Raw genomic sequence first — 12169 nt, 5'->3', positions numbered from 1 at the left:
TTAATTAAAACAAAGAGAGCTGTTGAGTTGCCGGAGATTACTACTGCATGCTTCCAAAAGCTGCATGCCGGCAAGAGGCAATCTTCTATTGCGACTATTTCTTAAAAAAAAAGAGGCTGAACGTTGCCGGGCCTCACTATCGCTCGCTTCCCCAAATCACGCGCCGGCAGTTGCCATCAAAGATGCCAATAAGCGGGCATGCATGAATGAAAAGAATGAAATGGTCGGCTCCCGCCCTTCAACAGCTTCTCTTAAGAATCATCAGAATGATTAACTGAAATTAATTGAAATTAATTGAAACAAAAAGAGCTGTTGAGTTGCCGGTCCTCACTATCGTTCGCTTCCCCAAATCACGCGCCGGCAGTTGGCATCGAAAATGCCAATAGGCGGACATGCATGAGTGAAAAGAACGAAATGGTTGGCTCCCGCCCTTCAACGGCTTCTCTTAAGAATCATAAGAATGATTAACCGAAATTAATTAAAACAAAGAGAGCTGTTGAGTTGCCGGAGATTACTACTGCATGCTTCCAAAAGCTGCATGCCGGCAAGAGGCAATCTTCTATTGCGACTCTTTCTTAAAACAAAAGAGGCTGAACGTTGCCGGGCCTCACTACCGCACGCTTCCCCAAATCACGCGCCGGCAGTTGCCATCAAAGATGCCAATAAGCGGGCATGCATGAGTGAAAAGAACGAAATGGTTGGCTCCCGCGGCTCCAAAAACCTTCTTATTGAGCCAAAATGATTTAGGTGAAGTCGATGGGGTCAACCTCGATTAAGAGGCGAATATTGGAGCGAATATTCGCTTCATAGAGACGGCGAATTTGGTATGCCATTCGATGCAGAGCACTTCGCTTCTCCGATTGAAGGATCACATGTACCCGATAGAATCCTTGCCGGCGTTTAAGGTTATTGGGCATCACTGGGGTGATCTCAACTTGAGGATCTGGCTCAATATGATTGAGTAACCCTTCGAGATATGAAGTCGCTTCCGACTCACTTCTCGCTTCTACCTGAATTAAGATCTGATAGGAGTAAGGCGGAAGATTGAGAATCTGCCGCACCTCAAGCGCCTCTTGTGCATAAGCTTGATAACCGATCTTAGGTAACTGATGAAAGAGGGCATTATCAGGAAACATCGTCTGAACTAAAACCTTTCCTCTCTTCTCCCCTCGCCCTGCTCGCCCTGAAACCTGCATCAAGAGCTGCGCTAACTTCTCATCTGCCCGAAAATCATTGGCGAAGAAGAGCCCATCACTATTGAGAAGAACCACTAAAGTGATATTGGGAAAATCATGCCCCTTTGCTAACATCTGTGTGCCCACAATGATATCGGCTGATTGCTCCCCGATCTGGGTTAAGTTCTCCACTAACTCCCGACTATTGCGAACATTATCCCGATCAAAACGTAAAACACTCGCTAAAGGAAATGCATCGGTTAATGCTTTTTCAATCTTCTGTGTGCCTGCTCCTAACTCCTTAAAGTGCGTGCCACCACAAGCACTACAAACTTTAGGATAAGGATAGCGCGTCCCACAATGATGGCAATGAAGCATCCCGGTGGTGCGATGGAAATTGAGATAACTACTACAGTGATGGCACTCCTCAATCTTGCCACAATCGAGACAGGTTAAAACAGGAGAGAATCCACGCCGATTAAGAAAGATCAATACCTGCTCTTTCCGTGCAATCGTCGCCTCAATCTCATCTAAAACCCGCGTTGTAATCCCATCATAGTTCTTCTCCTCATTGAGATCGATAATCTCCCACTCCGGCATTGCACCACTTACTCGCTCTGGAAGCTGATAATAGCTAAAGCGTCCTTCTGCAATATTACGAACACTCTCATAAGTAGGTGTTGCACTCCCCATCACCAGCGGAATCTTTTCAAAATGAGCCCGCCAAATCGCACTATTATGAGCAGAGTAACGAACACCATCTCGCTGAATATAGGAGCTATCATGCGCCTCATCGATAATCATCAAACCAAGACGCGCAAAGGGTGTAAAGAGTGCTGAACGGGTACCGATAAGCAGATCGATCCGCCCTAATGCAGCATTACGCCACGCCTCTAGACGCTCATTATCACTCAGCTGAGAGTGAATCACGGCAACACGAACCGATAATGCAGACTCTATGCGACTGACAAATTGAGGCGTTAAGCCGATCTCCGGCACTAACATCAAAACCTGCTCCCCTTTTGCCAGATGATGACGCGCGATCTCTGTATAGACAGCTGTTTTCCCTGAGCCTGTCACTCCCTCAATAAAGGAGAGAGGCGGTCTATTGGCCACAATATCATCCACAATATGCTGCTGCGCGGTCGTTAATTGTAACGGAGGCTCTTCTGATGGCGGTTTCGCCGGAGAAGGCTCACAATCGAGATCGGCTTCACGCAGAAGTAGAGCACTCTCTAAGAGCGCACGACGATGATTTTTAAAATTAGGAAATTGGGCTAAAATCGCCGCTTCACTATAACGTTGCCCTTCTTCGAAGAAGTTAAGAATCGCAATTTTAGCTCTTGAAGCACGATTTTGCACATCTTCGCGCCACGCAATGCCGGCATCGGTGATCTGATAGCAATCTTCCGCAACATAGAGTGGTCGCCCTTGTCGTAGAGGAGTAGGAAGAAAGAGTTGTAAAACCTCTCCTAACGGCGCGTGGTAGTAGTGGGCAATTCTCTCAGCTAGGCTCAAAAGATGGGGGCCAATAATGGGCATCTCATCGAGGAGCATCGATATCGGTTTCAACTTCTCACGAGGATAATCGCTCTCCTCTTTGACTGCTACAATCATTCCGATCATCTCCCGACGCGCAAAATTAACGGCAACTCGCATTCCAACGGTGGGACTGATCTTTTTTGGGGAAGCGCTCTCCGCCTCATCTTCGATAAAAGTATCAGTAGCAAGATACTCAAAGGTGCGATGAAGTGGACAAGGCAGCGCCACTTCTATTACCCGTTCCGCCGCTTCTACGCTCGCTTCTCTAATGCGCTTCTCAGCCATTCTATCCTCTACCTTCTCTCTACCTACTACCCTGATCTTAATGATCAACGCTGACAGTACAACTCAGCTCATAAAAAACCCCAATAACGCACCATTATAATCGCTATTGGGGTTGATCTCTATTTTCACCGGCGAAAGAGCACTTTTACGCTCTTGCCGGCTTGCTCTTTTCTATCTCACGAATACTTAAAATATCCCTTCACTATCCCTTCAATATCATTTCAATATCACTATATTAGAAGGGAATTCGCTTCATAATACGGGTTAAGAAGCGGGAGAGTCCTTGACGAACAGAGCTCTTCTCCACATATTGAATCGTGTAGACATTTTTATTCTTCATCGATTCTAAGATATAGGAATCACTCGTCTTCAACTCATCCACTAAACCGAGTTCTAGCGCTTTAACCGCAAGCCAATACTCTCCCGTTGCGATCTGCTCAATCTCAAGCTGTGGACGATATTGTTGGACAAAATCTTTAAAAATATGGTGAATCTCATTGAGTTCGGCACGGAACTTCTCTTTTGCCGCTTCACTATTCTCACCAAACATCGAGACCGTGCGCTTATACTCACCTGCAGTAAATTGCTCATAGTCGATATTATATTTCTCCAATAGTTTATGGAAATTGGGCATCTCTGCCACCACACCGATGGAGCCAACAATAGCAAAAGGCGCTGCTAAGATCTTATGCGCAACAGAGGCCATTAAGTAACCACCACTAGCGGCCACTTCATCCACTGCCACCGTTAAATGGAGCCCTTTATCGCGAATACGCACTAATTGTGAGGCAGCTAAACCATAACCATTGACTGCGCCGCCGGGGCTCTTAAGACGAATCAATACCTCATCCCCTTTCTCTGCAATCTGCAATAGCGCGGAGACCTCCTCGCGTAGACTACGCACCTCTTCCGCTTGGATATCCCCATCAAATTCCAATACATAGAGCGTCTCAGCCTTTTTGGGCTTGCTCTTCTCTTTCTCACGCTTCCAAAACTGCCAGAAAGGGGCTTTTGAAACTTGCGATTTCTTATCACGTTTATCACGCTGATCGCCCTCTTTATCCTCTTTACCCTCTTTCACAATATTTTCAGGGGCCGTTTCAGATACGGTTTCAGATCTCTCTTCAGATGCCGATTCTGCTGCCGATTCTGATGCATTCTCTAAAGCTTCTGCTTGCTTCTCTCGAGATTCCTCTCGCTCAAGCTCCGCCTTAAAATCTTTATCATCAAGATCGCTATGTTTAAACTCTAAAAAACCCTCTTTGATCTGCTGATAACGCTCTCCAAGATCTTTAAACTCGATCTTGCCTCCCGATTGCTGCTGATTATTACGCAGAGAGGCTAAAAAGAGAAGCGCCACAATAAAGGCGACAATAATCGTGCCGGTCTTCGCCACAAAAAGAATAAACTCAAAAAAATATGCCATCAATTAACCCTAATGAACAAAAAGACCTGAAACCTCTCGGAGAGGATCAGGTCATTACAGAGCGCCCCATTATTGGGGCGAACTACAGATCAACGATAAGATCGTTACTGTTTTGCTTCTGGTAGCTCAACATTCACTTTCTCTTGAACTTCTTCCACATATTTTTGGAAGAGTGGTTGTGCTAACTGTAATTTAGTCTCTTCATCTAACTCATCAAATGGTTTGATCTCAAGATCTAAATCACGCACATCATCTAAAACAATAATATGGTAACCAAATTGGGATTCAACAGGCGTTTCGCTCATCTTCCCTTTCTCCATTCCTTTCAATGCTTCACCAAAACTTGGATCCATCATTGAGAGGCGGAACCAACCACCGATGCTACCATCACGTGCAGCGGTTGCTGGATCGAGTGATTTCTCTTTTGCCGCTTCTGCAAAAGTTGTTTTACCACTCTTGATATCTTCGATAATCCCATTCGCTTCCTCTTCAGAGTCAACTAAGATATGAGATGCTTGATACTCAGTCTGCTCAATTTGAGCTACCATTGCATCATATTGTGCTTTGAGCTCTTCTTGAGTAATCTCACCCTTATCGAGCATATTTTGGAAGAGAAGATCCGCTAAGAAGAGATCACCGATAAGACGCATCTTTAATTGATAATTTTCATCTTTATCGAGTCCACGCTTCTTTGCTTCTTCTGCTAAAGCATCTTGTGTACCAAGAAGTTTAACGAGTTGTACCGCAACTTCTGGGCTCTCTACCTCATCGACTTCAACACCTTGAGAGAGGAGTAAAAAGTTCTCTAATTCCGCTTTAGAAACCTCTTTTCCATTGACTGTTGCCACAGGGTCTTGTAATTGATAACCCTCTGATACAACTTCCGCTTCAATAGCAACAGGCTGTGCCTCATCTGCCATGGCAACGACAGAAAATGCTCCCATCAATGCTGCGGTTAATAATGTCTTTTTGAATAAATTTTTCATTGCTACTCTTCCCTTATTTCGGTTGTTGAGTCGTAATTTGAATACTTAATGCATGGATATCACGATCCATCATGGTATCTAATGCTTGATACACCAATCGATGCTGCTTTAAAAGTGGCAGACCCACAAATTTTGGTGAATCGATCTTTACTGTAAAGTGACCTGCACCCCCTCGCGCACCGGCATGACCGGCATGGAGATGACTATCATCGATAATCTCAAGAGAGGTCGGTGCTAAGGCCTCAGTCAATAAGTCTCTAATTTTATCTAATCTTGCTTGATTATTCATCTTTTTATCTCAAAATCCCTCAATAATGTAATCGACATAAAGATACGAATACATAAATAGTCAATATGTAACTACGTAACTACATAACTACATAAATATAGGTCGATATATGTTATATCTCTGATCGCTATATCTCTGATCAAAACATATTTGATTAAAATGTAACTGCTTATAACTGCTTATAACTGCTTATAACCACTTAATTCCTATGATTTCTTATCACGCTCACTCTCTACTAAGAGATGGCTCTTATCATCGGCAGCTTCCACTTCAGAACGCTTAATCGCTTCATAATGCTTCCCTTTTTTAACAAGATGCACCATCAAGAGAATCGCTAATACAAAGGTGAGAAGCGGATTGATCACCATCTTGAAGCTCATCCAGACTTCTGAGGAGAGTCCTAAGAGAATAATCACGGCATTGAGCACGGCCATCACCAACATATAGGCAGCCCACCAAAGATTGGTTCGTAGCCACTCATGCTCCGGCAGTTCAATATCTAGCGCCTTTCCAAAGATCATCTTAATGGGGGATTTTTTCAGATAGAACATGCCCACAAGACCGATAGCAATCAAAATATTGACAATCGAAGTACGCCACTGAATAAAGACCTCATTATCGAAGACAATGGTCATCGTTCCGAAGATCAATGTTGCCGAGAGGATTAACCAATCATTACGGCGCATCGATTGCCGGAAGAAGAGTCCTGAAACAAGTAGCGCAATTGCCGAGCTATAGACCAATGCTTTTGTTGCAAGAACAAGATCGCGACCAAAGAAGAGATAGGTCCCTAAAAAGATCGCGGTACACGCCCCTAAGAGAATTTGGGGGATATTAGATTTCTTTGATAACACTCTCGAGAGTTCCTCCATCTAACACATTGTAAGTGGTCAAGGATTTGTCGATACGGCGGATAAGACCGGTCAATACCTTACCTGGACCACACTCTACGATCGTAGTAACCCCTTCGCGCGCAAGGTATTCGATCGTCTCTGTCCAACGAACAGGTTCATAGAGTTGGCTGATAAGCGCCTCTTTAATCTCTTCTACATCACGGTGAGCGCTCACATCCACATTATGGATCACAATCTCTTTTGGTGCAGAGAGCAGCATATCATCGAGCACTGTCGCTAACTGCTCAGCCGCTGGCTTCATCAAAATTGAGTGGGAAGGAACAGAGACAGGGAGCAGAAGTGCGCGACGCGCTCCACGCTCTTTTGCAAGCTCACAAGCCGCTTCTACCGCCGCCTTTTCACCGGCAATGACCACTTGACCGGGTGAGTTAAAGTTAACGGCAGCGACGATACCTGCTTTTTCAGAATCATGACAAACGGCTCTTACGGCATCATCATCTAATCCTAATACTGCCGCCATTGCACCCGTTCCAACAGGAACAGCTTCCTGCATAAAGAGACCACGTTGATGGACCAATTTAACCGCATCTTTAAATGCTAAAACGCCACTTGCCACTAACGCACTATATTCACCTAAACTATGGCCGGCAAGATAGGCAGGTTTTGCGCCATTTTCTGCGCACCAAACACGCCAAAGCGCGATACTAACCGTTAAGATCGTAGGTTGAGTGATCTCTGTTTTGCCTAATTGATCAGCATCTCCTGAACGAATAATTTCTGATAGTGAAAATCCTAATGCATCATCGGCATCCTGTAAGGTCTCAACAACAAGTGGATGATCTAAAAGGTCGGCAATCATTCCGGTGCTTTGTGAACCTTGACCAGGAAAGACAAATGCTAATGTACGATTTATTTCACTCATTTTATTTTCTCTCTTATTAAATACATAAAGTAGAGAGCTCCATCAGGAACTCCCTCTCGATTTTAATTTATCTTCCCAATTCTACCTTTTTATCAGAAATAGCGCTATCGACAATTACAATCACAATTTTTAGTTGATTAATAACATTTTTGAGCTGGAATCTTATTGAGTGAAAAAATGCTATTGAATTACCGGGAATCGCCCTACATGTTCCCACCCATCCCGCGCCGACAGTTGATGATCTTCTATCATCAATTGTTTTTTGAAATAAAAAAGGCTGAACGATGCCGGTCCTCACTATCACGTTTTTCCATATATTCCGCGCCGGCAATGGGCATCATTGATGCCGAATGGCGGGCATGCTCTAGTTATAAGAATGAAATGGTCGGTTCCCGCCTCTCAACAGATCCTCTTAAGAATCAGAAGAATAATCCATTGAAGCAAAAGAGGCCGATGAGTTGCCGGTTCTCACTATCGCGTTTTTCCATATATTCCGCGCCGGCAAGTATCGCTACTTTAACAATCTTATCCCCGGCATCGAAGATGCCGAATGGCGGGCATGCAGAAGTCATAAGAATGAAATAGTCGGCTCCCGCCGCTCCAGAAACCCACTTAAGAATGATTCATCAAAACAAAATAGGCTGTTGAATTGCCGGAGAATACCATCGCGTTCTTACATTAATAGCGTGCCGGCAAGGAACAATCTTCTATCGTTCGTTAGCGCAGTGTCTAAAAATCAACTTTTCTGGGTAGCAAAGATGCCCAATGGCGGGCATGCATCGGTTATAAGAATGAAATGGTCGGTTCCCGCCGCTCCAGAACCCCTCTTAAGAATGATTGATTAAAACGAAAAGAGCTGATGAGTTGTCGGTGATTACCCCTGCATGCTGTCATAACAATGTAGAAGAATTGAGAGGCATAAAGAGAAGTCTATTGAATTTCAATGGCGAATTTCCCACAATGGAAAAAGATCAACTAAAATCAAAAGGATTATTTATCATGAAGAGGGGAAAGATGTTAGCGATAGAACTACCTGAAGAGCTCTCTACACGATTAACAGCTTTAGCTCATAAAGCCGGCATCAGTGAGGAAGAATATGTTAAAGAAGCTCTTTTAGAACATATTACCGATATCGAGGAAGCTCAGATAGCTGAACAAATTCTAGAACGTATTCATCAAGGTCAAGAGTCGACACATAGCAGTAAAGAAGTGAGAAGAAGACTTGGTCTGGAAAGTTAAATATTCTGATAATGCTTTAAAAGCACTAAAAAAGATCGATAAAACTCATGCCAAACGTATTGTAGATACCTTAGAACTACAAATCGCTCAATTAGACGACCCTAGAGTAAGGGGAAAAGCACTACAGGGAAATTTTAAAAACCTGTGGCGCTATCGAGTCGGCGATTACAGAATTATCTGTGATATGCAAGATAATCAACTAACGATTCTGGCACTCTTTATCGGGCATCGAAAGAAAGTTTATAGATAACTAATCATATAAAAAGAAGCTATTAAATTGCCGGAAATCGTCCTGCATGCTTCCAGAGGCTACGCACCGGCAATGGGCATCATTGATGCCAAACCGCGGGCATGCATCGGTTATAAGAATGAAATCGTCGGTTCCCGCCGCTCAACAGACCCTCTTAAGAATCATAATAATAATCCATTGAAACAAAAGAGGCTGATGAATTGCCGGTCCTTACTATCGCGTTCTTCCATATATCGCGCGCCGGCAGTTGATCTTATATCATCAGTTATTTTTTGAAATGAAAAGGCTGAACGGTGCCGGTCCTCACTATCGCGTTCTTCCATATATCGCGCGCCGGCAAGTATGGCATCATTGATGCCGAATGGCGGGCATGCAGGGGTTATAAGAACGAAATAGTAAGCTCCCGCCTCTCAACAAACTCTCTTAAGAACCAGAAGAATAATCCATTGAAACAAAAGAGGCTGTTGAGTTGCCGGAGATCACCATCGCGTTCTTACATTAATAGCGTGCCGGCAGTTGATCTTATATCATCAGTTATTTTTTGAAATAAAAAAGGCTGAACGATGCCGGTCCTCACTATCACGTTTTTCCATATATCGTGCGCCGGCAAGTATGGCATCATTGATGCCGAATGGCGGGCATGCACCGGTTATAAGAACGAAATGGTCGGTTCCCGCCTCTCAACAGATCCTCTTAAGAATCAGAAGAATAATCCATTGAAGCAAAAGAAGCCGATGAGTTGCCGGAGATTACCATCGCGTTCTTACATTAATAGCGTGCCGGCAGTTGATGATCTTCTATCATCAGTTATTTTTTGGAATAAAAAAGGCTGAACGGTGCCGGTCCTTACTATCGCGTTTTTCCATATATCGCGCGCCGGCAATGGGCATCATTGATGCCAAACCGCGGGCATGCATCGGTTATAAGAATAAAATGGTCGGTTCCCGCCGCTCCATACCCTCTCTTAAGAATGATTCATTCAAAACAAAAAAGGTTTTAAACACTTTCGTTTAAAACCTTTTTCTATGATACGAAATCAAAATTGAAGATTGATATTGAAGATTGAGATCGATATTGCGATATCGACCTACTTTAACTCTACATTCTCACTAAAGCTGAACCCCAGGTGAAGCCGCCACCGAACGCTTCCATGAGAACAAGATCCCCCTTCTTCACGCGACCATCTTTACGCGCAACATCGAGCGCTAAAGGAATACTTGCCGCAGAGGTGTTCGCATGTTGATCAACGGTGATAATCATCTTCTCTAGAGGCATGCCGGCACGTTTTGCTGTTGCCGTCATAATTCTTAAATTCGCCTGATGCGGAATTAACCAGTCGATATCAGACCCGGTTAAGTTTGCCGCCGTTAAGGTCTCATCAACAATCTCATGCAACTTTGTCACAGCATGACGAAATACTTCATTCCCCTTCATCTGTACATAAGGATAGACATCTTCACGCGAGATTACGCTCTTCTTCACTGAGAGAAGATCTTTATACGCACCATCTGCATGAATATGGGTGGAGATAATTCCCTCTTCCTCTGTTGCCTCAAGGATCACAGCTGCAGCACCATCTCCAAAGAGAACACAGGTGGTCCGATCACTCCAATCGAGCACGCGAGAATAGATCTCAGAACCGATCACCATCGCTTTTTTCGCAGAGCCTGCTTTAATAAAGTTATCGGCAATTGCTAAAGCGTAGATAAATCCTGAACAAGCTGCACTAATATCGAAGGAAGCTGCATGGTGATTTCCCAACATATCCTGCACTAATGTTGCTGTTGATGGATATGTCTGATCAGGCGTTGTTGTTGCAAGAACAATCAAATCTAGTTCATCTGCATCAATATTGGCATCTTGCAAAGCTTGTTTCGCAGCTTCATATGCTAAACCCGCTGTTGTATCGCTCTCATCGGCAATATGGCGCTGGCAGATTCCAGTCCGCTCTACAATCCACTCATGCGTTGTATCAACAGTTTTGGACAATTGCTCATTTGTCACAATATTTTTTGGCAAATATTGCCCAGTTCCGATTATTCTTGAATTCATCCTTATCCAACCTATTCGTTTGACTGCTGATTCTCCGCAGTTTCAAATTGTTTTCTCATCTTATCAATTATTTGTTGCTCTACAAGCTTAACAGATATCTCTATCGCATTTTGAAAAGAGATACGATCTGCATTCCCATGTGATTTTACAACAATTCCGCGTAAACCTAAGAGACTTGCACCATTATGTTTACGAGGATCCATTCTATTTTTAAGATCTTTTAAAACCGGCATTGAGACAACTGCCGCACATTTTGTAAGAAGATTCTTCTTAAAGGAGTTTCCTAGCTGCTGGACAATCATCTTCACTGTCCCTTCCAATGTTTTTAGTGCAATATTGCCGGTAAAACCATCGGAGACTATCACATCAACATCATCAAAGAAGATCCCATCGGGCTCTGTAAAGCCGATATAGTTAAGATCTGATCCCTCCATTAGCGGAACCGTTCCTCGCACTAACTCATTCCCCTTCATCGCTTCTGTCCCAATATTCATTAAAGAGACTTTAGGCGCCGGATCGCCACTGACCACTGAAGAGAGGAGTGAACCCATCACCGCAAATTGGTAGAGATGCTCAGGGGTTACATCCACATTCGCACCGAGATCTAAAAGATGTACATAACCACGCTCACGAAGTGAAGGGATCGAAGTACAAATTGCCGGACGCATAATGCCAGGAAGTGTCTTTAAGACAAATTTTGCCGTTGCTAAGAGCGCCCCAGTATTTCCGGCAGACATTGCAGCATCGGCCTCGCCTGCTTTAACGCAATTGATGGCAACACGCATCGATGAATCCTTCTTATTACGAAGCGCACTTTGGGGTGCATCATCCATCTCCACCACTTCTGTTGCCGGCACAATAGTGATTCGACCTGATTTAAAGTGGGGCTGATCTGCTAAAAGGGGCTGTAAAACATCCTCTTTTCCGACAGCAAGGACAGAAAGATTATCATGTGCATTTAACGCACTCACAACTGCGGGGATATACTCTGGTGCGCCATTGTCACCACTCATCATGTCTACTGCGAGCTTTACAGGCACTTGATTGCTCTTAATCACGTTGCTGATTCCTAATTTTTAACATCAACTGATAACAGATTCTCATCCCGCTCTGCCATCACTACTCAATTGCGGGGAAATAGGAGAGAAA

16 protein-coding genes are annotated in these 12169 nt (G+C 44.0%); 8 read left to right on the top strand and 8 right to left on the bottom strand.

From position 1 onward, the window contains the following. Positions 1-22: 22 nt before the first annotated feature. The 3 genes from AC0SAP_RS06510 to AC0SAP_RS06500 are packed head-to-tail and all read left to right on the top strand — an operon-like array spanning position 23 to position 742. Positions 23-274 carry a hypothetical protein gene (locus AC0SAP_RS06510; protein ID WP_473383502.1) on the top strand — a complete coding sequence of 84 codons (252 nt, stop codon included), beginning with the start codon at positions 23-25 and terminating at the stop codon, positions 272-274. Between the two features lie 38 nt (positions 275-312). Then, a complete protein-coding gene (locus AC0SAP_RS06505; protein WP_473383501.1) occupies positions 313-468 on the top strand; it encodes a hypothetical protein in 156 nt (51 codons plus the stop codon). A 28-nt stretch (positions 469-496) separates the two neighbouring features. Continuing rightward, positions 497-742 carry a hypothetical protein gene (locus AC0SAP_RS06500; RefSeq protein ID WP_473383500.1) on the top strand — a complete coding sequence of 82 codons (246 nt, stop codon included), beginning with the start codon at positions 497-499 and terminating at the stop codon, positions 740-742. Position 743: 1 nt separating this feature from the next. Here the strand turns inward: AC0SAP_RS06500 and priA are convergent, their stop codons facing one another. From priA to fabD, 6 genes are all read right to left on the bottom strand, one after another. After that, positions 744-3002, bottom strand: coding sequence for a replication restart helicase PriA (priA, locus tag AC0SAP_RS06495; protein ID WP_473383498.1), 2259 nt, complete (start codon positions 3000-3002; stop codon positions 744-746). Between the two features lie 235 nt (positions 3003-3237). Further along, the gene (sohB, locus tag AC0SAP_RS06490; protein WP_473383497.1) at positions 3238-4428 is read right to left on the bottom strand and encodes a protease SohB; all 1191 of its coding nucleotides are present in this window, start codon (positions 4426-4428) and stop codon (positions 3238-3240) included. A gap of 104 nt (positions 4429-4532) precedes the next feature. After that, positions 4533-5414, bottom strand: a complete 882-nt coding sequence (locus AC0SAP_RS06485) for a peptidylprolyl isomerase (protein WP_473383496.1) — start codon at positions 5412-5414, stop codon at positions 4533-4535. A gap of 13 nt (positions 5415-5427) precedes the next feature. Further along, positions 5428-5703, bottom strand: coding sequence for a BolA family protein (locus tag AC0SAP_RS06480; RefSeq protein WP_286481422.1), 276 nt, complete (start codon positions 5701-5703; stop codon positions 5428-5430). Positions 5704-5909: 206 nt separating this feature from the next. Continuing rightward, positions 5910-6557, bottom strand: a complete 648-nt coding sequence (locus AC0SAP_RS06475) for an inner membrane-spanning protein YciB (protein ID WP_473383494.1) — start codon at positions 6555-6557, stop codon at positions 5910-5912. Then, positions 6538-7479, bottom strand: a complete 942-nt coding sequence (fabD, locus tag AC0SAP_RS06470) for an ACP S-malonyltransferase (RefSeq protein ID WP_473383493.1) — start codon at positions 7477-7479, stop codon at positions 6538-6540. The genes AC0SAP_RS06475 and fabD overlap by 20 nt, the downstream gene beginning before the upstream one ends. Before the next feature lie 177 nt (positions 7480-7656). Here fabD and AC0SAP_RS06465 point away from each other — a divergent pair, with 177 nt between their 5' ends. The 5 genes from AC0SAP_RS06465 to AC0SAP_RS06445 all read left to right on the top strand — a co-directional run bounded on the left by AC0SAP_RS06465 (position 7657) and on the right by AC0SAP_RS06445 (position 9801). Then, positions 7657-8064, top strand: a complete 408-nt coding sequence (locus tag AC0SAP_RS06465) for a hypothetical protein (protein WP_473383492.1) — start codon at positions 7657-7659, stop codon at positions 8062-8064. A gap of 375 nt (positions 8065-8439) precedes the next feature. Further along, on the top strand, positions 8440-8718 hold the full coding sequence (gene relB, locus AC0SAP_RS06460) for a type II toxin-antitoxin system RelB family antitoxin (protein ID WP_473383490.1): 279 nt from the start codon (positions 8440-8442) through the stop codon (positions 8716-8718). Beyond that, entirely contained in the window at positions 8702-8968 is a 267-nt protein-coding gene (locus AC0SAP_RS06455; RefSeq protein WP_094567475.1) for a type II toxin-antitoxin system RelE family toxin, read from the top strand. The genes relB and AC0SAP_RS06455 overlap by 17 nt, the downstream gene beginning before the upstream one ends. 27 nt (positions 8969-8995) lie before the next feature. Then, entirely contained in the window at positions 8996-9244 is a 249-nt protein-coding gene (locus AC0SAP_RS06450) for a hypothetical protein (RefSeq protein WP_473383489.1), read from the top strand. A gap of 287 nt (positions 9245-9531) precedes the next feature. Then, positions 9532-9801, top strand: a complete 270-nt coding sequence (locus tag AC0SAP_RS06445) for a hypothetical protein (protein ID WP_473383487.1) — start codon at positions 9532-9534, stop codon at positions 9799-9801. Between the two features lie 265 nt (positions 9802-10066). Here the strand turns inward: AC0SAP_RS06445 and AC0SAP_RS06440 are convergent, their stop codons facing one another. After that, positions 10067-11020 (bottom strand): beta-ketoacyl-ACP synthase III, encoded by a 954-nt coding sequence (locus AC0SAP_RS06440; protein WP_094567476.1) that lies wholly within the window; start codon positions 11018-11020, stop codon positions 10067-10069. A gap of 11 nt (positions 11021-11031) precedes the next feature. Continuing rightward, positions 11032-12075 carry a phosphate acyltransferase PlsX gene (gene plsX, locus AC0SAP_RS06435; RefSeq protein ID WP_435659251.1) on the bottom strand — a complete coding sequence of 348 codons (1044 nt, stop codon included), beginning with the start codon at positions 12073-12075 and terminating at the stop codon, positions 11032-11034. Between the last annotated feature and the right edge of the window lie 94 nt (positions 12076-12169).

This window comes from Ignatzschineria sp. PL_is040 (assembly GCF_055813795.1).
Note: the sequence above shows the minus strand (reverse complement) of the source record. Positions and strands in the feature narration are given on the sequence as shown.

What these genes read in the sequence shown, in the direction of transcription:
- priA (WP_473383498.1), bottom strand. Translation starts at nt 3,002, where the DNA reads ATGGCTGAGAAGCGCATTAGAGAAGCGAGCGTAGAAGCGGCGGAACGG.
- sohB (WP_473383497.1), bottom strand. Translation starts at nt 4,428, where the DNA reads ATGGCATATTTTTTTGAGTTTATTCTTTTTGTGGCGAAGACCGGCACG.
- AC0SAP_RS06485 (WP_473383496.1), bottom strand. Translation starts at nt 5,414, where the DNA reads ATGAAAAATTTATTCAAAAAGACATTATTAACCGCAGCATTGATGGGA.
- AC0SAP_RS06480 (WP_286481422.1), bottom strand. Translation starts at nt 5,703, where the DNA reads ATGAATAATCAAGCAAGATTAGATAAAATTAGAGACTTATTGACTGAG.
- fabD (WP_473383493.1), bottom strand. Translation starts at nt 7,479, where the DNA reads ATGAGTGAAATAAATCGTACATTAGCATTTGTCTTTCCTGGTCAAGGT.
- AC0SAP_RS06465 (WP_473383492.1), top strand. Translation starts at nt 7,657, where the DNA reads ATGCTATTGAATTACCGGGAATCGCCCTACATGTTCCCACCCATCCCG.
- relB (WP_473383490.1), top strand. Translation starts at nt 8,440, where the DNA reads ATGGAAAAAGATCAACTAAAATCAAAAGGATTATTTATCATGAAGAGG.
- AC0SAP_RS06445 (WP_473383487.1), top strand. Translation starts at nt 9,532, where the DNA reads ATGCCGGTCCTCACTATCACGTTTTTCCATATATCGTGCGCCGGCAAG.
- AC0SAP_RS06440 (WP_094567476.1), bottom strand. Translation starts at nt 11,020, where the DNA reads ATGAATTCAAGAATAATCGGAACTGGGCAATATTTGCCAAAAAATATT.